The sequence below is a fragment of the Gluconacetobacter dulcium genome (assembly GCF_014174165.1).
Taxonomy (GTDB): Bacteria; Pseudomonadota; Alphaproteobacteria; order Acetobacterales; family Acetobacteraceae; genus Gluconacetobacter; species Gluconacetobacter dulcium.
The window spans coordinates 304827-325808 of sequence record NZ_JABEQN010000001.1 but is presented as its reverse complement, the minus strand read 5'-3'; the positions used below and the strand labels follow the sequence as shown (position 1 = coordinate 325808).

Sequence of the window (20982 nt, the reverse complement as noted above, 5' to 3'; positions counted from 1 at the left end):
GCGCCAGGCGCGTGCGTTGGCTGATGCTGTGCGGCCTGTTGCCGCTGGCGGCCTGTGGAGGTGGCAGCAGCGGTGGCAGCGGTCGTGGCTGGAACGGGCCGGTGCAGTGCGCGCCCTATGCGCGTTCGGTGACCGGGTTGCGGTTGAGCGGTGCCGCCGCCGGCTGGTGGCGGCAGTCGGAAGGGGCGTATGCGCATACGCAGGTGCCTGCGCCGGGCGAGGTGCTGGTGTTCCGCTCTACCCGCCGGCTGCCGGACGGGCATGTGTCGGTCGTGCGGCAGGTGCGTGGGTCGCGCGCGATCCTGGTCGATCAGGCGAACTGGGTGCCGGGGCGCATCGATCGGGGCATTCCGGTGGTCGATGTCTCGCGGGCCAATGACTGGTCTGCGGTGCGGGTCTGGTGGCAGCCGGTTCACAGCATGGGTAAAAGCGTCTATCCCACATATGGGTTCATCTCGCGCGACCTGCCGGATCGTCCGTCGCCGGACGCTTGAGCGGGTGCGGGACGGGGCGCTTGCATGGCGGGCTTCCCGGTTCCATGTCTTATCGGGATTCATGTGATGTCGGGATTGTCCGGGCGGATCGGGGTCGGTCCGGAAGCCGACGGCGCCACGGCGCGGAAACGAGGGTGTGTGTTATGGGTAGCTTGAGCATCTGGCACTGGCTGATCGTTCTGGCCGTCGTGCTGGTTCTGTTTGGCGGCGGCGGCAAGATCAGCACGCTGATGGGCGATGTCGCGCGCGGCGTGAAATCGTTCAAGAAGAACATGGCCGACGACGAGAACATGGAAAACAGCAATCCGGGGCCGGGCGGGCATATCGCGCCGCCGGGGCCGGCGGCCGGAGCGCAGCGCGATGCCAGCTTCTCGGCATCCGGTCGCCCCTCTGGTTCCTCGACCCCCTGAGGCTGCGGCCAGGGCGAACGATTCAGGATCATTTTCCGATATGGACCAGATGACGACGACGGATCTGTGGTCCGGCGCGGTGCAGGATGTCATCGCCGCCGGCCGGCGGATGGACCGGTTTGGCTGGGTGCCGGCCACGGCGGGCAATATCAGCCGCCGCCTGCCGGACGGGCGGATTGCGATCACGCGGTCGGGCGGGCACAAGGGTTGCCTGACGCAGGAGGGCGTGATCGAGGTCGGGATGGATGGCAAGGCCGTGCATCCGGGCGACCGGCCTAGTGCCGAGACCCTGCTGCATTGCCAGCTTTACGCGCATGACCCGGCCATCGGGGCGGTGCTGCATGGTCATTCCGTCGCTTCGACCGTGCTGTCGATGGCGACGACCGATGGTGCCCTGACCCTGGCGGACTATGAGGTCCAGAAGGTGTTCGAGGGGCAGACCACCCATGACGCCAGCGTGCGTGTGCCGGTGTTCGACAATGACCAGGACATTGCACGGCTGTGCACCGTCGTGGCGCCCGAGCTGGGGCGGATGCCGGCGGGATACATCATTCGCGGCCATGGCGTTTATGTGTGGGGCGCCACCATGGACGTGGCTCTGGCCCGGCTGGAGGGGCTGGAGTTTCTGCTGGCTTGCGAACTGGAAAAGAGGAAGCTGCGCCGATGAGCCGCCTGACCGTCTATCGCGATGACGATCCGGGCCGCGTCGTGTCGCGGACCGACAGCGCGCCGGAGATTGCCCAGGCCCTGCGGGGGATCGGTGTGCGGTTCGAACGCTGGGACAGTCCGGTGGTGCCGCCGCCCGATGCCTCGCCCGAAGCCGTGCTGGACGCCTATCGCCCCTATCTGGACGAACTGATGGGGGAGACCGGGGCGGGATCGGCCGATGTGGTGCGGATTACCACCCAGACCCCGAACCTGGCCGAACTGCGCGCGAAATTCCTCTCGGAACATATCCATAGCGAGGATGAGGTCCGCTTCTTCGTCCATGGCTGGGGCAATTTCGTGCTGCATGTCGGCGGCAGCGTCTATGACGTGCATTGCGTGGCGGGCGACCTGATTTCGGTGCCGGCGGGCATTCCGCACTGGTTCGATGCCGGGATGGAGCCCGATGTGGTGGCGTTGCGGGTCTTTACCGACAAGACCGGCTGGATCGCCCAATATACGGGCGACGATATCGCCCGGCGCTTTCCAGCAGCCTGAGGAGCGGATGACGGTGGCCGAAGCGGCGACGCACGCGGACGGGGGGATCGACTCCGTTCTGCTGGATATCGAAGGCACGACGATTCCGGTCGCCTTCGTGCATCAGGTTCTCTTCCCCTATGCCCGCAAGGCGTTGCCCGAATTGCTGGCGACGCGCGGCGACGAGCCGGCCGTGCGGGACGCCGTGGCCGACATCGCCCGGCTGGCGCCCGGCGTGGCGCCGCTGGCGCAGTTGAATGACTGGATGGACCGGGACGAGAAGATCGGGCCGCTGAAGGCGTTGCAGGGGCTGGCATGGGCGGAAGGCTACCGCACCGGTGCCTTGCAGGCGGCGCTGTATCCCGACGTGCTGCCGGCCTTGCGGCGCTGGCATGAAGGCGGGCTGCGGCTGGCGGTCTATTCTTCGGGCTCGGAGGCGGCGCAGCGCCTGATCTATGGCCATACGACCGAGGGCGACGTGCGCGGCCTCTTCGACGGGTTCTATGACCTGCGGATCGGCGGCAAGCGCGAGGCGGACAGTTATCGCGCCATTCTGGCCGAGGCCGGATGGGAGGCGGGGCGCACGTTGTTTCTCTCCGATATCGTGGCCGAACTGGATGCCGCGGCGGCGGCGGGGCTGCGGACCTGCCAGCTTGCCCGGCCGGAGGATGGCACCCGCCCCGGCGAGGGGCATCCGGTGGCCGCCACGCTGGATGAGGTGGCGCGCCTGTTTGCTTTGCCTGGCACGCCATGAGGGCGCATCTGCATACCGGCTGGCGGCATATCCCCGACGCGGCGCGGGGCATGGCGGCGGCGCTGGGCAATTTCGACGGGGTGCATCTGGGCCATGCCCATCTGCTGCACACGCTGCATACCGCGCGGCCCGATCTGGGGCTGGCGGTGGTGACGTTCGAGCCTCATCCGCGGGAAGTGTTCCGCCCGCAGGACCCGCCTTTCCGCCTGACCCTGGCCGAGGAGCGGCTGGCCGCCCTTTCGGCGCTGGGTGTGAGGCACGTTTTCCAGATTCCCTTCGATGCCGCCTTCAGCGCCATGACCGCCGAGCAGTTCGTGACGGACGTGCTGCATGAGGGACTCGGCCTGCGGCACCTGGCCTGCGGCACCGATTTTGCCTTCGGCCATCGTCGGGGCGGTAATGTCGCGTTCCTGGCCGAGCGGGCCGAGGAACTGGGGATCGGGATGACCATTGTGCCGGCGCTGGCCGACGCGGGGGGGCCTTATTCCTCGACGCGCATCCGCAGGCTGTTGCAGGACGGGTATCCCGAGCGCGCGGCCGAGGAACTGGGACGGCCCTGGGCGATCCGGGGCGTGGTGCAGCATGGCGACAAGCGCGGCCGCCTGCTGGGCTTTCCGACAGCCAATGTGCCGCTGGGCCGGCATCTGGAGCCCGCGCGGGGTGTGTATGCCGTGACGGTGCGGCTGCCCGATGGGCAGGCCTGGCCGGGGGTGGCCAATATCGGCCGGCGCCCGACCATCGATGACGGGCAGGAAAGCCGGCTGGAAGTCCATCTGCTGGATTTCGAGGGGGATCTGTACGGCCAGACGCTGTCTGTCGCGCTGCATACGCTGTTGCGCGACGAACGGCGCTTTGACGGGCTCGATGCGCTGAAGGCGCAGATCGCCGAGGACGCGGCGACCGCCCGGACATATCTGGATCGGCTGACGCGGACGGGCCTGTGATACGGCCTGCCAAGCTTGACCATCTGGCGTGCGGCTCCGCATAAGGTTGGGTCCGCGAGGGGAATAATCTTTCCGTCGCATCGTTGTTCATTGTCGCCAGTAGCCAGAAATTCAGGGTCATGACCGAGTCGAAGTCACAGGATCTCTATCGGGATACGGTATTCCTGCCGAAAACCAGCTTCCCCATGCGGGGCAGCCTGCCGACGCGGGAGCCGGAGATTCTGGCGCACTGGGCGGCCAGCGGGCTGGACGGGCAGTTGCGCGCGCAGGCGGAGGGGCGGCCGTCCTTCATGCTGCATGACGGGCCGCCTTATGCGAACGGTAACCTGCATATCGGCCACGCGCTGAACAAGATCCTGAAGGATGTGGTCAATCGCGCCCATCGGATGGCCGGTTTCGCGGTGCATTACCGCCCCGGCTGGGATTGCCACGGCCTGCCGATCGAATGGAAGATCGAAGAGGAATATCGCAAGTCCGGGCGCGACAAGGATTCGGTGCCGGTCCTTCAGTTCCGCGCCGAATGCCGGGCCTATGCCGCGAAATGGGTCGAGATCCAGGCCGCCGAGTTCCGCCGCCTGGGTGTGCAGGCCGAGTGGGACGAGCGCTATGCCACGATGGATTTTTCCTCCGAAGCCACGATCGCCGAGGAAATCGGCCGCTTTCTGCTGAACGGGCTGCTCTATCGCGGGCTGCGCCCGGTGATGTGGAGCCCGGTGGAGAAGACGGCGCTCGCCGAGGCCGAAATCGAATATCGCGACCATGAATCGACCACGATCCATGTCGCGTTTCCGTTCATCCACGACCCGACGCCGACCGGGGTGCTCCAAGATGTTTCGGCCGTGATCTGGACGACCACGCCCTGGACCATCCCCGGCAACCGCGCCATCGCCTTCGGGCCGGAGATCACCTACGCGGTGCTGCGCGTCGACGGGGTGACCGACAATGCGTTGCTGGAGCCGGGCGCCCGCCTGCTGGTGGCCGAGGCGCTGATCGCGCCGTTCTGCGCCGCCGCCGGGATCACCGAGCATTACGTGCTCTACACCATGCCGGGCGAGGCGCTGACGGGGGCGATCTGTGCCCATCCGCTGCGCGGGCAGGGCTACGATTTCGACGTGCCGCTGCTGGGCGGCGATTTCGTGACCACCGATGCGGGCACCGGGCTGGTCCATATGGCGCCGGCCCATGGCGAGGACGATTTCGCGCTGACGGTGGCGAACGGGATCGAGGTGCCGGAACTGGTGCTGGATGACGGGCGCTATGCCGACTGGGTGCCGCTGTTCGCGGGCGGGCATGTCTTCAAGGCGGCCGAGCCGGTCTGTGTGGCGCTGACGGAGGCGATGCAGAAGGCCAACGATGCCGGCGAGGCGCCGGCCGGGCTGGTTGCGCGTGCGACGCTGGTGCATTCCTATCCGCATTCCTGGCGGTCGCGCGCGCCGGTGATCTATCGCGCCACGCCGCAATGGTTCATCCGCATGGATGGCGAGGGCCAGTTGCGCGCCCGTGCCCTGCGTGCGCTGGAAGACGTGACGTTCGTGCCCGCCCAGGCGCGCAACCGCCTGACTTCGATGGTTGCCGGGCGCCCGGACTGGTGCATCAGCCGCCAGCGGGCGTGGGGGGTGCCGATCGCGGTGTTCGTCGAGAAGCGGAGCGGCGAGGTGTTGCGCGACCCGGTGGTGATGCAGCGCATCGTGGACGCCTTCCGCACCGAGGGCGCGGATGTGTGGTACAGCGCGCCCGCCAGCCGGTTCCTGGGCAACGACCGCAACCCCGACGAGTACGAGCAGGTGTTCGACATCGTCGATGTGTGGTTCGAGAGCGGATCGACCCATGCCTTCGTGCTGGGGCGTGACGGCATGCCGTTCCCGGCCGATCTGTATCTGGAAGGGTCCGACCAGCATCGCGGCTGGTTCCAGTCCTCGTTGCTGGAAAGTGTGGGCACGCGCGGGATCGCGCCCTATCGCGCGCTGGTGACCAACGGCTTCGTGCTGGACGAGCAGGGCCGCAAGATGTCGAAGTCGCTGGGCAATGTGGTGGCCCCGCAGGACGTGAACGACTCGCTGGGCGCGGATATCCTGCGCCTGTGGGTGATGAATTCAGACACCAACGAAGACCTGCGCATCGGCAGCGAGATCCTGAAACAGCAGGGCGAACTCTATCGCCGGCTGCGCAACACGCTGCGGTGGCTGCTGGGCGCGCTGGACGGGTTCACCGACGCCGAGCGTGTGCCCTACGAGCAGATGCCCGAACTGGAACAGTGGGTGCTGCATCGGCTGACCGAACTGGGCGCGCAGATCGACCGGGCGGTGAAGACGCACGAATGGGTCGGCGTCTATGCCGCTGTGCATGGGTTCTGCGCCACCGACCTGTCGGCGTTCTATTTCGACGTGCGCAAGGATGCGATCTATTGCGACGGTGCGGACAATCTGCGCCGTCGGGCCGCCCGTACGGTGCTGGACCAACTGCATCGCTGCCTGTGCGCGTGGCTGGCGCCGGTGCTGGTCTTTACCGCCGAGGAGGCGTGGACCGCGCGTTTCGGCGAGGCCGAGAGTGTGCATCTGCAATCCTTCCCCGCGCTGCCCGAGGAATGGATCCGCCCGGATCTGGCCGATCGCTGGATGACGCTGCGTGGTGTGCGCCGGGTGGTGACGACCGAAATCGAGGCGGCCCGGCGCGGCGGCATCGTGGGGTCGTCGCTTCAGGCGGCGCTGGAACTGAAACTGTCGGAGGAAGAGGCCGGACGCTTCGCCGATATCGATTGGTGCGAACTGGCGATCGTGTCGCAGGCGTCGATCACGGTGGAGCCGGGGGCGGCGTCGATCTTCCTGGCCGGTGAGGGCGATGAGCGCGACGGTGGGGCTGTGGGTGCCCATGGCGCGCCGGTCATCTCCGCGGCGTCGGGGCATAAATGTGCCCGCTGCTGGAAGGTGCTGGACGAGGTGGGGAGCCAGGCTGCCCATCCTGAATTGTGCCTGCGCTGCGTCGCGGTCGTCGATGCGCGGGCCGGGGCATGAGTGAGGCCGTGCTGGGGGGCGGCGCTTTTCGGCCGGCCCTGCGCTGCCGGGTTATCGGCGCGGCGCTGTTCCTGCTTGTGCTGCTGCTGGATCAGGGGAGCAAGTACTGGATTCTGTACGGGTTGGACCTGCCGAACCGGGTTTCGGTTCCCGTGCTGCCGTTCTTCAGCCTGACCATGGTGTGGAACCATGCCATCACGTTCGGCATGCTGGGTGGCATGGCGGGGATGGGGCGGGTCGTCTTTACGGTCGTGGCGCTGGCGGTGGTGCTGGTGCTGACGATCTGGCTGGCGCGGACCAGCCGCCCGTGGGTGGCCGCGGGGCTTGGCGCGGTCATGGGCGGGGCGATCGGCAATGTGATCGACCGGCTGCATTACGGCGCGGTGGTCGATTTCGTGCACCTGCATGCGTATGGATACAGTTTCTATGTGTTCAATCTGGCGGATGCCGCGATCGATTGCGGCGTTGCCATTTTATTGTTCGACAGCCTGACCGAGCGGCGTGGCCTTGCCGGAACCGGGCAGGAGCGGTAGAAAGCGAAGCATGGCGCCCCTATTCCCTCGTCTGGTTCCGTTCGCACTTCTGCTGTCGGGCGGAGTCCTTCTTGCCGGTTGCTCCGGCTCGGACCTCAATCGGGCCTTCGGCCTGGAACGCGATTCGCCGGACGAATATACGGTGACGACGCGCGCCCCGCTGTCGATGCCGCCGACGCAGGAACTGGCGGTTCCGCACAGCGACTCATCGCGCCCGCAGGACGAGAGCCCGAGATTGCAGGCGCTCGAGACCCTGTCGCCCAACGTCGCGCTTCAGGGCGCCGATGGCGCGCCGAGCGCCGGCCAGGCCGCGCTGGTGAACGAGGCCGACGCGGCCTCGGACAGTTCGGACAAGGGTGAGCTTGGTCCGGCCGGGCAGGGCTTTATCAACCAGTTGATGTTCTGGAACGGCGGGGGAGCCGGCGGCGAGGTGGACGGCGAGGCCGAGAACCGCCGTCTGCGCCAGAATTCGGCGCTGGGCAACAGCCCGACCCAGGGCGCCACGCCGACCGTCAAGAGCAAGGCCCCGAGCAAGTAGAACCAGGGATGGCCGGGCCGGGTTGCCGGCCGGCATGGAGGAAGGGGACCGGCCTTGGCTGGTCCTTTTTTTATTTTGGCTCTGGTTTCCCTCCACCGAAAAGGATTTCGCCCCCGTGGGGCGGATGGTCTAGCCTGCGCGCATGAGTGATTCGTCGAGCCTGCCCGCCCGACCGGTGATCCGGCGTTTGTCGGAACAGGTGGTCAACCGCATCGCGGCGGGCGAAGTCATCGAACGCCCCGCCGCCGCGTTGAAGGAACTGGTCGAGAACGCGATCGATTCCGGGGCGCGGCGGATTTCGATCCTGCTGGAACAGGGTGGGATCGACCGGATCGAGGTGGTCGATGATGGGTGCGGCATGACGCCCGACGACCTGATGCTGGCGGTCGAGCGGCATTGCACCTCGAAACTGCGTGACGAGACGCTGGTGCGGATCGAAACCCTGGGGTTTCGGGGCGAGGCGCTGCCGTCGATCGGGGCGGCGGCGCGGCTTTCGGTGACCTCGCGCCCGCATGGGGCCGACAGCGCGTGGCGGCTGACGGTGGAAGGCGGGCTGGTGGGTACGCCCGCGCCCTGCGCCGGCACGGCGGGAACCCGCGTGGTGGTGGAGGACATGTTCTTCGCCACGCCCGCCCGGCGCAAATTCCTCAAGAGTCCCCGCGTCGAGGCCGGGCATGCCGATATTACCGTGCGGCGGCTGGCGCTGTCGGTGCCGCATGTGGCCTTTCGCCTGCAACTGGACGAGCGGGTGGTGTTCGACCTGCCGTGCCAGGACATGGCGGAGCGGGTCGCCGCCATTCTGGAGACCGAGGGTGCGGACGGCATGCTGCCGGTCGAGGGGGTGAAAGGCGACCTGGTGCTGAGCGGGTTCGCCTGTGGCCCGTCGGTGCATCGGGCGACGGCGGCGGGGCAGATTCTGCTGGTCAATGGCCGGCCGGTGGTCGATCCGGTGCTGCGGACGGCGGTGCGCGTCGGCTATCGGCATGTGATCGAGCATGGGCGGCATGCGGTGGTGGCGCTGTCGCTGACCATTCCGCCGGACATGGTGGATGTGAACGTCCACCCGGCCAAGACCGAACTGCGTTTTGCCGATCCGGCGGCGGTGCGCGGGCTGGTGATCGGGGCGTTGGGCCGGGCGCTGGGCGGCGGTGCCGGCGTGGCCGGGGTGCGGCCGGGGCTGTTGCAGTCGCGCATGGCGGGGCCGGCGCGGATCTGGTATCCGCCATCCGACCCCGCACCCGCACCCGCGCGCCCGGCGGCGCCGGTCTTTGCGGCGCCTGGTCCGGCGGCGTTTTCCGGCGGGCGACTCGATCTGGGGGATCGGCCGGCCGCGCGCGTCCTGGACCCCATGGTGCCGGTTGCGCCTCCGGGACCGGGGGGCGGTTCGGGGCCGGTGGAAGAGGAGCGGGCCGTTCTGGCCGATCCGGTGGATTATCCGCTGGGGGCCGCGGTGGCGCAGGTGATGGGCACCTATGTGATCGCGGTGTCGGGCGACGGGGCGCTGGTGCTGGTGGACCAGCATGCCGCGCATGAGCGCCTGACGCATGAACGGCTGCGAGCCCAGTATCTGGACGGTACGCTGCGTGCCCAGCGCCTGCTGTTGCCCGAAGTGGTGACGCTGCCGCGTGGCGGGGCGGAGGCGGTGCTGGCCCGTGCCGGCACGCTGTCGGCCCTGGGGGTGGAGATCGAGCCGTTCGGGGGGGATGCTGTTCTGGTGCGGGCGTTGCCTGCGCTGCTGGGGACCGACGATCCGGCCGGCCTGCTGCGCGACATGGCCGAGGAAATGGCCGAAGACGATCTGGCCGATGCCGACGAGGTGCAGGCGCTGGATGGGCGGCTGGATGCCATCCTGGCCCGCATGGCGTGCCATGGCAGCGTGCGGGCCGGGCGCAGCCTGACGCGGGAGGAGATGGATGCGCTGCTGCGCGACATGGAACGCACCCCGCGCGCCGGCACCTGCTCGCACGGGCGGCCGACCTGGGTGAAGCTGAGTCGCGCGGATCTGGAGACCCTGTTCGGCCGGCGATAACCGGTGCGATCGACGGCGCGTGATGAAAAATGCGGGGCTGCTTCAACGTCAGCGTGTGGCCCCGGTTGCCCAAAATGCGGAAAACCGGTGCTGCTCGGGAGAACGTGATGCGGCGCACGGGTGGTCTCGTTGCCGGAACAGGGATAGGCTTCCCCATCTTTCACGGACGATGAGACCGACGTGCATCCCATCCTGCTCTCCCTGGTCACGTATCTGCCGCTGGGCGGCGCGCTTGCCATCTTCCTGATGCGCGGCACCTCCGAGGCGATCGAGACCGCATCGCGATGGGTGGCGTTGTGGACCAGCCTGCTGGTCTTTGCGCTGTCGGTGGTGATCTGGGCCGAGTTCGACCCGCGGGTGCCGGGCTTTCAGTTCGTGCAGCAGGCGGATTGGGCCGCGTCGTTCGGCGTGTCGTACCATACCGGGGTCGATGGGATCAGCCTGCTGTTCGTGCTGCTCTCCACCTTTCTGACGCCGCTGGCGGTGATCGGCGGGTGGAAGCTGGTGACGACGCGGGTGCGGGACTACATGGTGGCGCTTCTGCTGCTGGAAACCACGCTGGTCGGCCTGTTTTCGGCGCTGGATCTGGTTCTTTTCTACGTGTTCTATGAAGCGACGCTGATTCCGGGCAGTCTGATGATCGGCATATGGGGCGGGCCGAAGCGGGTCTGGGCCTCGATGCAGTTCTTCCTGTTCACCTTCGGCGGGTCGCTGTTCATGCTGCTGGCGCTGCTGGCGATGTGGACCATGACCGGCACCACCGACATCCCCGTGCTGATGCATGCGAATTTCGCCCCGGCCATGCAGTGCTGGCTGTTGCTGGGCTTTATCCTGGCCTTCGGGGTCAAGCTGCCGCTGTTCCCGCTGCATGCGTGGCTGCCCGATGCCTATACCGAGGCGCCCACGCCGACGACGGCCATGCTTTCGGGCGTGCTGTCCAAGGCCGGCGCGTATGGGCTGCTGCGTTTCGGCGTGCTGATGTTCCCCGATGCCGCCCGGATGTTCGCGCCCTATGTGCTGACACTGGGGGTGATCGCCGTGATCTATGCCGCCATCATCGCCCTGGCGCAGACGGACATGAAGCGGCTGATCGCCTATTCCTCGTTCTCGCATATGGGGGTGATCGCGGTCGGGCTGTTCACCCTGACGCCGGAGGGTATCGACGGCGCGATCTTCCAGATGCTGTCGCACGGCGTGATCATTACCGCGCTGTTCTTCTGCGTGGCCGCCGTGTCCTGGCGGGCGGAGACGCGCTCGATCGACGCCTTCTCGGGCGTTGCGCACAAGATGCCGGTGCTGGCGACGCTGGGCATGCTGTTCGTGATGGCCAATATCGGCCTGCCGGGGACCGGCGCCTTCGTCGGTGAGTGGCTGGTGATGGTCGGTGCCATCCATGTCTCGTTCTGGGTCGCCTTCCTGGCGGGCAGCAGCATGATCCTGGGTGCGGTCTATATGCTGGTGCTGTATCGTCGGGTGATGTTCGGCGCGCCAGGGCGTGGCGTGGTGGCGATGCTGCGCGACCTGACCGGGCCGGAACTGGCGGTTCTGGTGCCCTGCGCGCTGGTCACGCTGTGGATGGGCATCCACCCCACCAGTTTCCTGCGGGTGTTCGATCCGGCGGTGGTCAATGCCGTTTCGGCGCCGGCCGCCCAGGCGGCCCTTGCGCCGGTGCATCTCGCTTCCCGCTGACCCGTCCCGCATTCGGGAGGGCAACAGGGCGTGGCGTATATGCGCCGCGCCCTGATTTCGTTCGGTGACGGCCGGAGAGGCCCCCATTAAGGCGGGGTGCCCGCGCCTGGAGAGCGGATAAGCCGATCACGGTCTTGCGAGGTGCTGCGAGTATTGATACTAATAGTGGATACCGTGAATCGTGGTTACCGAATAAGAGCGCGCGTAGAAGACGACGGAGCGGCTAGTCGTTTGTTCGGTGTTCTGTTTCGGCTGTGAAATATACCGATCATCCCGCTGCGCCGCGATGCGTGATTTTTCCGCAGGGGCGTGTCCGGGCCGGTGGTCGGCGGAGCTGAGGAATGAATGCGGATGTTCGGCTTTCTGAAATGGCGGCTGGGGGATTCACGAGCGACGCTTGCCGCGCTTGATCGTTCGCTGGCCATTATCGAATTCGATCTTGCGGGCCGAATCCTGACCGCGAACGAGAATTTCCGTAAGGCGCTGGGCTATCCGCTGGGCGAACTCCGGGGGCGGCATCACAGTCTTTTCGTCGATCCCGTTTACGCCAGGAGCCCCGAATACAAGGCGTTCTGGGACAAGTTGCGCCAGGGTGAATTCGACGCCCGTGAATATGTGCGTATTGGAAAGGGCGGGACGGAGGTCTTTATCCAGGCGTCCTACAACCCTGTGCGCAATATTCTCGGCAAGCCCTACAAGGTCGTCAAAGTCGCGGCGGTCACGACCGAGGAGGCGATGCGGATGGCCGATTTCAAGGGCAAGATGGATGCGGTTTCCCGCGTTCAGGCGATGATCGAGTTTACGCCGGGCGGGGAGGTTCTGAACGCGAACGATGCGTTCCTCTCTTCCATGGGATACAGGCTCGACGAGATCCGGCGGCAGCATCATCGGATGTTCGTCGATGAGGATTTCGCCCGTTCGCCGGACTATGCGGCCTTGTGGCGGAAATTGCAGGCCGGCGAGTATGTGGCGGCCGAGTTCAAGCGGATTGGCAGGAACGGCAAGGTTGTCTGGCTTCAGGCTTCGTATAATCCGATTTTTGATCATCATGGGCGCGTTGCCAAGGTCGTCAAGTTCGCGACCGATGTGACCAGCCGTGTCCAGGCGGTGGACGAGGTTGCCGGTGGCCTGGACAAGTTGGCCAGCAATGCGCTCAGCCATCGTCTGGTGAAGCCGATCGACCCTGCCTACGAAAAGCTGCGCCGCGATTTCAACGCCGCGATGGAGACGCTGGAAGCCACGATGGGGGCGATTTCGGCTTCGGCGGGCGGCGTGGGCAACGGTGCGCAGGAGATCGCCTCGGCCTCGAACGATCTGGCGCGGCGCACCGAGATGCAGGCGGCCAACCTGGAGCAGACGGCGACGACCCTGGGGGAAATCACCCGTGTGGTGACGCGCAGTGCCGCAGGGGCCAGGGCGGCCTCGACCTCGGCTTCGGACGTGCGGGCCGATGCCGCGAAGTCCGGCGAGGTGGTGCGCGAGGCCATTGTCGCGATGGGGGAAATCAAGAACTCGTCGCAGGAGATCGGCCAGATCATCGGCATGATCGACCAGATTGCCTTCCAGACCAACATGCTGGCGCTCAATGCCGGGGTTGAGGCCGCGCGCGCCGGCGAGGCCGGCCGGGGTTTTGCCGTGGTGGCGTCGGAAGTGCGGACGCTGGCGCAGCGTTCGGCGGAGGCGGCCAGCGAGATCAAGGCGCTGATCGTCAGGTCGGGCGGCGCGGTGACGCGGGGCGCGAAGCTGGTCGAGCAGACCGGAATTGCGCTGAACGCCGTGGTGACGAAGATTTCCGCGATCGACGCGCTGGTCTCGGAGATCGCGCAGTCGACCCAGGAGCAGGCGATGGGGCTGACCCAGGTCAACGAAGCCGTTACGCAACTGGATCAGGTGACCCAGCAGAACGCGGCGATGGTGGAGGAAGCGACGGCTGCGGCCGGCAGTCTGAGCCATGAATCGCAGGAACTCATGCGGCTGATCAGCCGGTTTGAGACGCGCGACAAACCGCAGGTTCTGAAGGCCCTTTCGCCGGTCAGGGAATCGCGTTCGGCCGCCTGACAGGGGCGGCGCGCGGGCGGGACCGTCGGTAGACCCTTTCGCCGGTGTGGCGCGTTTCAGCCCGCTTGCTGGCGCCGACCCTGTTTGAATGCGTGCCGCCAGACAGGTGAGGACGTTCGTAAAAACAATAGTTCAGAGAAGGCCGTTCTTTGCCGCCGTGACGACGTCGCGCGTCAGGGCGTCCAGCAGTCGGGTGCCGATGCGGGCGTGCTGCCAGTAAAGCGGTACGTCCAGATGGTGATTCGGTGTCAGGCTGATCAGCCGACCGGTGCGCAGGTGTGACGCGACCAGCGGGATCGGGTTCATGCACCAGCCCATCCCCGCCAACGCGGCGTCTATGAAGCCGTGGGTGGAGGGAATCCAGTGGGTCGGCATTTCCGGTTCCGGCCCGAAGAGGGTGCGCGCCCAGCGGGCGTGCAGATCGTCCCGCCGGTCGAAGCGCAGGACCGGTGCCCGTGCCAGCGATGGGGCATCGACGCCGCCCGCGAACCATTGCGCCACGAAGGCGGGTGACGCCGTTGCGGCATAGCGCAAGGCACCCAGCGGCACGGTGCGGCACCCCTGGACGGGGGCGTGGTCGGTGGTCACGGCGGCCAGGACATCGCCCGAGCGCAGGCGTTCGGCCGTATGGTCCTCGCCGGCTATGACCAGATCGACCAGCCGGTCGCCGCGCCCGGCAAAGGCGGCGATGGCGGGAATGAACCAGGTGGCCAGGCTGTCGGCATTGACCGCGACGCGGATCGTCGGCGGCCCCGATTCGGCGATCTGGCTGGCCAGCCCCGGCAGGGCGGAGGCCATCTCGCCTTCCAGCAGGCGCACCCGTTCGACATGGGCGCACAGCCGGGTACCGACCGCCGTGGCGGTGCAGGGTTGTCCACGAACGATCAGCACGGCACCCAGCCGGTCTTCCAGCGTGCGCACGCGCTGCGAGACCGCCGAGGCCGTGACGCCCAGCGCCGTCGCCGCGCGTTCGAAACTGCCTTCGCGCGCGACGGCGGCCACGGCGGCGAGGGCGGCGTAATCGAGCATGGGATTTAGTTTCGCTTAATCGGATGAAGGGAATTAAGCTGGATTACGCGATGATGCCCCGGCATGGAAGCGGCCATGTTGATTCCTTCCGGCTTTGCCAGCGGGTTTGGCCTTGCGGCCGCCCTGATCGTCGCCATCGGCGCCCAGAACCTGTTCGTCCTGCGTCAGGGGCTGCTCCGCCGGCATGTCATGCCGGTGGTGATGTTCTGTACCCTGTCCGACATGGTGCTGGTCTCGGCTGGTGTGCTGGGGATGGGCGTGATCGTGCAGCGGATGCCCGCGCTGATCTGGGTCATGTCGTTGGGGGGTGCTGTGTTTCTGGCGTGGTACGGGCTGGGTGCCCTGCGGCGCGCGTTTGCGCCCGTCGCCATGGTGGCCGATGGGCGCGAAGGCCAGCATAGTCTGGCCGGTACGCTGGGGCGGGCGGCGGCGTTTACCTATCTGAACCCGCATGTCTATCTGGATACCGTGCTGTTGATGGGGGCGGTGGGTGGCGGCCTGCCCGGCGCGGCCAGGCCGCTGTTCGTGGCGGGGGCGGCGACGGCCAGCGCGCTGTGGTTCACCGGGTTGGGATTCGGCGCGCGCCTGCTGCGCCCGGTCTTTGCCCGGCCCGCCGCGTGGCGCGTGCTGGACGGGCTGGTGGCGGCGGTGATGCTGATGCTGGCCGGGATGCTGGCGGTGCGGGGTGTCGGCGGCGCGGCGCCGTATCTGGCCGCGTTGCACTGGCTCTGAGTTGTAAACGGTGGCCGCGCGTCCGGCGGCGTTTTGATGCGGCTGCCCGAGGCTGGTCATGACCGGCGGATATGTGCTTCGATCGTTGCATGACAGAGACGAGATGAGGAGAATGTCCGGATGCCAGCCCCGCCGTCAAAGCCGTGGTTTGCCGCGAAGCGTTATGGGGTCGGGTCGGGCCTGCCGATCGCATGGCAGGGGTGGGTGGTGCTGCTTGGGGGCCTCGCGGCTGTTTCCGGCGTTTCGGCGCTTTCTCTCATCTTTCATTCCACCAGGATGGTTTTTATCGAAATCCCCGTCGATTTCGTCGTTCTGGCCGTGCTTCTGGTGATCTGCGCGGCAAAGACGGAAGGGGGATGGAGATGGCGCTGGGGCGGGCAGGATACGTGAGGGCCGGGTGGCCGTATGCGGCTGTGCGCGGCAGGGGGCGGCGATCGTGAGGGCAGGCGAAGGCGGCGCGCGGACGGTTTCCGTCGGCGGCCCGGCGGGGGCCTATGGCTGGTCGCCGATCGTCATCATGGCGCTGCTGTTCTTCAGCATCGGGTTCGTCACCTGGCTGAATGGGCCGCTGATCACGTTCGTGCAGCTTGCGTTCAGCCTGAGCGATGTTGCGGCGTTTCTTGTACCCTCATGCTTTTATCTGGCTTATTTCATATTTCCATTGCCGGCCACGCTGCTGGCGCGCCGGGTCGGGTTGAAGGCCGGCATGGCGATCGCGCTGATGGTGATGGCGGTCGGTACGGCCCTGTTCGGCGAATGCGTGACCGGACGCTGGTATCCCGGCGCGCTGGCGGGGCTGGGGGTGATCGGGGCCGGGCTGTCGCTGTTGCAGGTGACGGTGAATCCCTACGTCACGTTGCTGGGGCCGCATGAACGCGCGGCGCAGCGGATCGCGATCATGGGGACCGCGAACAAGTTCGCCGGCATTCTGGCGCCGCTGGTCTTCGCCGCCCTGGTGATGCGCGATATCGGCGGCATCGCGACCCTGGTGCGGGCCGCGCCCTCGGCCGCCGCGCGCGAGGCCATCCTGACGCAGTTTACCCGCGCCGTGCATGCGCCCTATCTGTTCATGGCCGTGCTGCTGCTGGTGATGGCGGTGTGGGTCCTGCGGTCGCGCCTGCCGGAGATCGGGATCGGGGCGGAGGTGGGTGCGCCGGCGGAGGGGCGTGACGGGGGCCTGTTCCTGCTGGGCCTGGGGGTGTTCAGCACGTTTCTTTATGTTGGCGTTGAGGTGATGGCGGGGGATGCGATCGGGCTGTATGGCCGGTCCTTCGGCCTGTCGCTGGATGTGACCAAATATTTTACCGCCGTGACGCTGGCGGCGATGCTGGCGGGGTATCTGGCCGGCATGGTGATTGTGCCGCGGCTGGTGTCGCAGGAACGTTATATGGGGGTTTCCTGCGCCATGGGGCTGGCCCTGTGCGGGGCGGCGTGGATGACGACGGGCCTGCTGTCCGTGCTGTGCGTGGCCCTGCTCGGTTTTGCCAATGCGATGATCATGCCGGCCCTGTTTCCGGTGGTGATGCGGGCGATGGGCCGGCATGCCGACCATGCCGCCGCCCTGCTGGTGATGGCGTTTTGCGGTGGGGGCGTGCTGCCGCAGGTGTTCGTGCATCTGGCGCGATCCTGCGGGGTGCAGGCGGCGTTTGTCGGGGTCGCGGGGCCGGCTTACCTGGTCATTCTGGCTTATTGCGGCCTGATGCTGCGTCGGCGGGCGCGGTCGCCGGAGGCTCTATCGGGGTGAACGGGCCGGTCGGCTGGACGAAGATTTCGTTCCGCGAGCGGGGAATCCAGACCCGGTGGCGGCGGAGAAATTCCGCACCCAGCAGGCTGTGATCGGTCTCGCTGACCGGCATGACGGGATGATCGAAGTGGAAGGGCCCGACCTGGAAACGCTCGAAGCGATGCATGAACCGCACCAGTTTTTCGTCGTCGATTCCGATGCCGATGCCTGTACGATCTCTGGCGAGGTCGGATGTCGATACACCCGCGTCGCGCGCGTCATCGGTGGCGATCAGGGTGTGTTGCGCGCCGCTGTCGAGAATCGCGTCCATGGGATGGCCATTGAGTTTGACGCGGACGATGATCTTGGTCGGGTCGTTGGGGTCTTCATGGGTGGGGACGCTGTAAAAGCCGCCGTTCCAGCGCGGGATGAGGCCCTTGCATCCCCGGACATCGTACAGATTGACCTGATGGTTCGGCAGGTCGAAGACGACATCGTAACTGGACAGAAAATCCCCCCCGAGCAGTCCGACGATGGGAATCCCGTTGACTGCGCGGCCATCCATCCGTCTGCCGACGGCGACGAAGGACACATCCGACGCGGTGGCCGCGCCCAGGCCCATCGTGCGGGCCGTGACGATCGTGCCCAGGGTGTCGCCGCCCACGCCGCGCAGGCGGACCTGGCGGAATGTGGAATACAGGCCGAGCTTGTCGACCTGCCGTGGCCAGATGGCGGTGATCAGCGAGCCCGTATCGACGACGAACGCCACCGGGTGCCCGTTGATGGATGCCTTGACGATGGGGGAACCCTGTTCGTTCAGAACGGGCATATCGCCGACCGATGCGATGGTGCAGGCGCCGTTCTCGGCGCACGCGCTGAGAACGAGGGGGATGCAGAGCAGCGACCAGCGCAGGGAGCGAACCATGCCGTCATGGTAGGGCCAGTCGGGGAATCCTGACAAGCTGCCGGCACCATGCCGCGTGTTCAGTCGGCCATCCTGCCGGCCCGGGCGAACCAGGGAACCATGCGCCGCAGGGCCTCTTCCAGCCGGTCGGTCGAAACCGCGAAGCTGAAGCGCATGAAGCGGTTGCCTTCGACCGGGTCGAAATCCAGCCCTGGCGCGGTGGCGACCCCGGTATCGGCCAGCAGCCGGGCGCAGAAGGCCAGGCTGTCGTTCGTCAGGTGCCCGATATCGGCATAGATGTAGAAGGCGCCGTCGGGTGGGGCGATCCGCTCGATCCCGAGTTCCGGCAGGCGCTCCAGCAGCAGGTCGCGGTTATGGCGGTACATGCGGACATGGCCCTCCAGTTCCTCGCGGCAGTCGAAGGCGACGAGGCCGGCATGCTGGCTGAGCGAGGGGGGCGTGAGGAACATGTTGCCCACGCGCGTCCGCACGGCCTCGATCAGCGATGGGGGGGCGACCAGCCAGCCCAGCCGCCAGCCGGCCATGCTGAAATATTTGGAGAAGCTGTTGACGACCAGGGCCTCGGGCTCGTCCTGCAGGATCGAGCGGACCGGGCCGATATAGCTGAGTCCGTGATAGATCTCGTCGGACACGATGCGGATGCCTCGGTCCCGGCAGACGGTGACGATGGCCTGCATCTCGGCATCCGACAGGATCGTGCCGGTGGGGTTGGCCGGGCTGGCGAGGATGACGCCGTCGGGCGGCGGGTCCAGCGCCGCGATGGCGGCGGCTGAAAGCTGGAACCGATCGGCCGGGCCGCAGGGGATTTCGACCGGTTCCAGATAGAGCGCCCGCAGGGTGTTGCGATAGGCGACGTAGCCCGGCCGGGCCAGTGCGATCCGGGCGCCGGGCGTGAAGGCGCTGTTCAGAGCCAGCACGAAGGCCGGCGAGGCGCCGCAGGTCAGCCAGATCTGCTCGGGCAGGACGGTGGTGCCGTAGGTTTCCAGATAATGGCGGGCGATGCGCGCCTTCAGCGGCGTGCTTTCCCAATAGCCCATGCCGTCGCTGTCGAGGATGCGGTGGGCCTCGGCGATCGCGGCTTTCGGTGCGCCGGTCGAGGGCTGGCCGAATTCCATATGCACGATATCGCGCCCTTCCGCCGCCATCTGGTGGGCCAGCGTGCTGAGGCCGACGGCATGGAAGGGGTCGATGCGGGGGACGGTCATGGGCGGGGCCTCGTCCGGAGTGGCGAACCCTGTCGGCATAGTCGCCATGCCGGCCCCCGGCAAGCTGCTGGATCGGGCGCCGTCAGCGCGCCCGGCCGAGTTGGTGGCCGCTGGCCGTGCGCAGGAAGGTGCCCTCGCGCAGCCGGCCTTCGATTGCCTCCAGCGACAGGCCGCGCGTTTCGGGGACGAAGCGCAGCACGAACAGGAAGGCCAGCGCATTGATCAGGCCGAACAGCAGGAAGGTGCCGCCGGCGCCGAAGCTGTGGACCATCGACAGGGTGGTGAGCGAGATCAGCAGGTCGGCTGCCCAATGCGCGGCCGCCACCAAGCCCATGCCCTTGCCGCGCACCGACAGCGGAAAGACTTCGGCCCCGATGATCCAGATGGTGACCGACAGGCTGCCGACATTGAGCACCGCATAGCCCAGCAGCGCCGCGACCATCAGCCAGGGATGGGATGTGCCCATGGCCTGCATATGGAACAGCTCGGCCAGCACCAGCAGGCACAGGCTGGCGCCCGGCAGGAACCACAGCAGCAGCGCCCGCCGGCCGATGACCTCGACCGCCCAGTTGCCGAACAGCGTCGCCACGATGATCGCCACGCCGACCGCGACCGAGGTAAGGAGCGCCGAGCCCTCGCCGAAGCCGGCGCCGGAGAAGATGGTGGGGGCATAATAGAGGACGGCATTGATGCCGCTGAGCTGGCAGAGCAGGGCCACGCCGACCGCGGCGACCAGGGCGGGGCGGATCCACGGGCGCGCCAGTTCCGACCACGGGGCCTGCCGGTCGTGCGCGTCGATGATGCTTTGCAGTTCGTGCTCCGCCGTGCGGTGGCTGGAGCGGACCCGGCGCAGGACGGTGCGCGCGCCGTCGAAATCGCCCCGCATGGCCAGCCAGCGCGGACTGTTGGGCAGGAAGGCCATGCCCAGCAGCAGGATCACGGCGGGAATGATCCCGAGCCCGAACATGAGCCGCCAGCTTTCGTGGCGCAGCAGGTAGCCGGCGATGTAGGAGACCAGAATCCCGGAGACCACCGCGAACTGGAACAGGCCCACCAGGCGCCCGCGCCGATGGGCCGGGGCGAGTTCGGAAATATAGAGCGGCACGATCTGCGACGCGGCCCCCACCGCCAGGCCCAGCACGAAGCGCGCCACGGTGAGCATCCGGGTGCTGTCGGCCAGGGCGGCGACGAGCGTGCCGATGATGAAGATGGTGGCCGCCACCATCACGGTGCGCCGACGGCCGCAGCGGTCGGACAGCGGCGCCGCCCCCATGCAGCCGACCAGCGCGCCGGCGATGATGGCCGAGGTGACGATCTGCTGGCCGCCGATATCCAGGTGGAATTGCGGCGTGATCTGCAACAGGGCCGCCGAGATGATGCCGGTATCGTAGCCGAATAGCAGGCCGCCGGCGGCGGAAATGCCGGCGATGACGTTGATGAGCAGCTTTGCCTGCGGATTTTCTTTTTCATTCACTCAGTTATTCTATGAAAAGATTGGACGAAAATCAAAGAAAAGCAGAATGTCCGTTATAGAAAGACAGCAATGCCCGATGGGTTCGTGATAATTTTTCTCGTCCTTCAAGAAACTTTTCGGGCAGATGGTGTGCGGTCGGAAGGGCGATGACGGGGAGGGCGGCGTTATAGTGGGGATGCTCAATCACGCATCTGTGATTGAGAAATCTTGTGTCGATCAGGAAGTTGCCATGCTGATCGGGCCACACTTGTC

Annotated in this window: 19 protein-coding genes; 15 read left to right on the top strand and 4 right to left on the bottom strand. The window is 67.0% G+C overall.

Translation table 11 applies throughout. The features are described from left to right. Window positions 1-23: 23 nt before the first annotated feature. The 12 genes from HLH25_RS01495 (at window position 24) to HLH25_RS01440 (ending at window position 13642) form a co-directional block, all read left to right on the top strand. The gene (locus tag HLH25_RS01495; protein ID WP_182972431.1) at window positions 24-494 is read left to right on the top strand and encodes a CHAP domain-containing protein; all 471 of its coding nucleotides are present in this window, start codon (window positions 24-26) and stop codon (window positions 492-494) included. Window positions 495-637: 143 nt separating this feature from the next. Then, on the top strand, window positions 638-904 hold the full coding sequence (locus tag HLH25_RS01490) for a twin-arginine translocase TatA/TatE family subunit (protein WP_182972358.1): 267 nt from the start codon (window positions 638-640) through the stop codon (window positions 902-904). A gap of 40 nt (window positions 905-944) precedes the next feature. Further along, complete coding sequence (locus HLH25_RS01485; protein WP_182972357.1) at window positions 945-1571, top strand: methylthioribulose 1-phosphate dehydratase; 627 nt, start codon at window positions 945-947, stop codon at window positions 1569-1571. Next, window positions 1568-2107, top strand: coding sequence for a 1,2-dihydroxy-3-keto-5-methylthiopentene dioxygenase (locus HLH25_RS01480; protein ID WP_182972356.1), 540 nt, complete (start codon window positions 1568-1570; stop codon window positions 2105-2107). The genes HLH25_RS01485 and HLH25_RS01480 overlap by 4 nt, the downstream gene beginning before the upstream one ends. A gap of 7 nt (window positions 2108-2114) precedes the next feature. Then, the gene (gene mtnC, locus HLH25_RS01475) at window positions 2115-2840 is read left to right on the top strand and encodes an acireductone synthase (protein WP_182972355.1); all 726 of its coding nucleotides are present in this window, start codon (window positions 2115-2117) and stop codon (window positions 2838-2840) included. Continuing rightward, on the top strand, window positions 2837-3784 hold the full coding sequence (locus HLH25_RS01470) for a bifunctional riboflavin kinase/FAD synthetase (RefSeq protein WP_182972354.1): 948 nt from the start codon (window positions 2837-2839) through the stop codon (window positions 3782-3784). Before mtnC ends, HLH25_RS01470 begins: the two co-directional genes overlap by 4 nt. A 119-nt stretch (window positions 3785-3903) precedes the next feature. Then, a complete protein-coding gene (gene ileS, locus HLH25_RS01465) occupies window positions 3904-6795 on the top strand; it encodes an isoleucine--tRNA ligase (protein ID WP_182972353.1) in 2892 nt (963 codons plus the stop codon). Further along, complete coding sequence (lspA, locus tag HLH25_RS01460; protein ID WP_182972352.1) at window positions 6792-7328, top strand: signal peptidase II; 537 nt, start codon at window positions 6792-6794, stop codon at window positions 7326-7328. The genes ileS and lspA overlap by 4 nt, the downstream gene beginning before the upstream one ends. Before the next feature lie 10 nt (window positions 7329-7338). Further along, window positions 7339-7866 carry a DUF3035 domain-containing protein gene (locus HLH25_RS01455; protein ID WP_182972351.1) on the top strand — a complete coding sequence of 176 codons (528 nt, stop codon included), beginning with the start codon at window positions 7339-7341 and terminating at the stop codon, window positions 7864-7866. 142 nt (window positions 7867-8008) lie between these two features. After that, entirely contained in the window at window positions 8009-9895 is a 1887-nt protein-coding gene (mutL, locus tag HLH25_RS01450; RefSeq protein WP_182972350.1) for a DNA mismatch repair endonuclease MutL, read from the top strand. Window positions 9896-10075: 180 nt separating this feature from the next. Beyond that, entirely contained in the window at window positions 10076-11584 is a 1509-nt protein-coding gene (locus HLH25_RS01445) for an NADH-quinone oxidoreductase subunit M (protein ID WP_182972349.1), read from the top strand. Window positions 11585-11935: 351 nt separating this feature from the next. Next, window positions 11936-13642, top strand: coding sequence for a methyl-accepting chemotaxis protein (locus HLH25_RS01440; protein WP_220791620.1), 1707 nt, complete (start codon window positions 11936-11938; stop codon window positions 13640-13642). A 132-nt stretch (window positions 13643-13774) separates the two neighbouring features. Here HLH25_RS01440 and HLH25_RS01435 read toward each other — a convergent pair whose 3' ends face one another. Further along, a complete protein-coding gene (locus HLH25_RS01435) occupies window positions 13775-14671 on the bottom strand; it encodes a LysR family transcriptional regulator ArgP (RefSeq protein WP_182972347.1) in 897 nt (298 codons plus the stop codon). A 75-nt stretch (window positions 14672-14746) separates the two neighbouring features. Between HLH25_RS01435 and HLH25_RS01430 the strand changes: the two genes are divergently transcribed. The 3 genes from HLH25_RS01430 to gluP all read left to right on the top strand — a co-directional run bounded on the left by HLH25_RS01430 (window position 14747) and on the right by gluP (window position 17147). Continuing rightward, complete coding sequence (locus HLH25_RS01430) at window positions 14747-15403, top strand: LysE/ArgO family amino acid transporter (protein WP_182972346.1); 657 nt, start codon at window positions 14747-14749, stop codon at window positions 15401-15403. A 120-nt stretch (window positions 15404-15523) separates the two neighbouring features. Continuing rightward, window positions 15524-15793, top strand: coding sequence for a hypothetical protein (locus tag HLH25_RS01425; RefSeq protein ID WP_182972345.1), 270 nt, complete (start codon window positions 15524-15526; stop codon window positions 15791-15793). A gap of 127 nt (window positions 15794-15920) precedes the next feature. Beyond that, the gene (gene gluP, locus HLH25_RS01420) at window positions 15921-17147 is read left to right on the top strand and encodes a glucose/galactose MFS transporter (RefSeq protein ID WP_182972430.1); all 1227 of its coding nucleotides are present in this window, start codon (window positions 15921-15923) and stop codon (window positions 17145-17147) included. Here gluP and HLH25_RS01415 read toward each other — a convergent pair. The 3 genes from HLH25_RS01415 to HLH25_RS01405 all read right to left on the bottom strand — a co-directional run bounded on the left by HLH25_RS01415 (window position 17080) and on the right by HLH25_RS01405 (window position 20730). Beyond that, the gene (locus tag HLH25_RS01415) at window positions 17080-18087 is read right to left on the bottom strand and encodes a retroviral-like aspartic protease family protein (RefSeq protein ID WP_182972344.1); all 1008 of its coding nucleotides are present in this window, start codon (window positions 18085-18087) and stop codon (window positions 17080-17082) included. The genes gluP and HLH25_RS01415 overlap by 68 nt on opposite strands. A gap of 23 nt (window positions 18088-18110) precedes the next feature. Then, window positions 18111-19256, bottom strand: a complete 1146-nt coding sequence (locus HLH25_RS01410) for an aminotransferase class I/II-fold pyridoxal phosphate-dependent enzyme (protein WP_182972343.1) — start codon at window positions 19254-19256, stop codon at window positions 18111-18113. Window positions 19257-19338: 82 nt separating this feature from the next. Then, window positions 19339-20730 carry a sugar porter family MFS transporter gene (locus HLH25_RS01405; RefSeq protein ID WP_182972342.1) on the bottom strand — a complete coding sequence of 464 codons (1392 nt, stop codon included), beginning with the start codon at window positions 20728-20730 and terminating at the stop codon, window positions 19339-19341. Window positions 20731-20982: the final 252 nt, after the last annotated feature.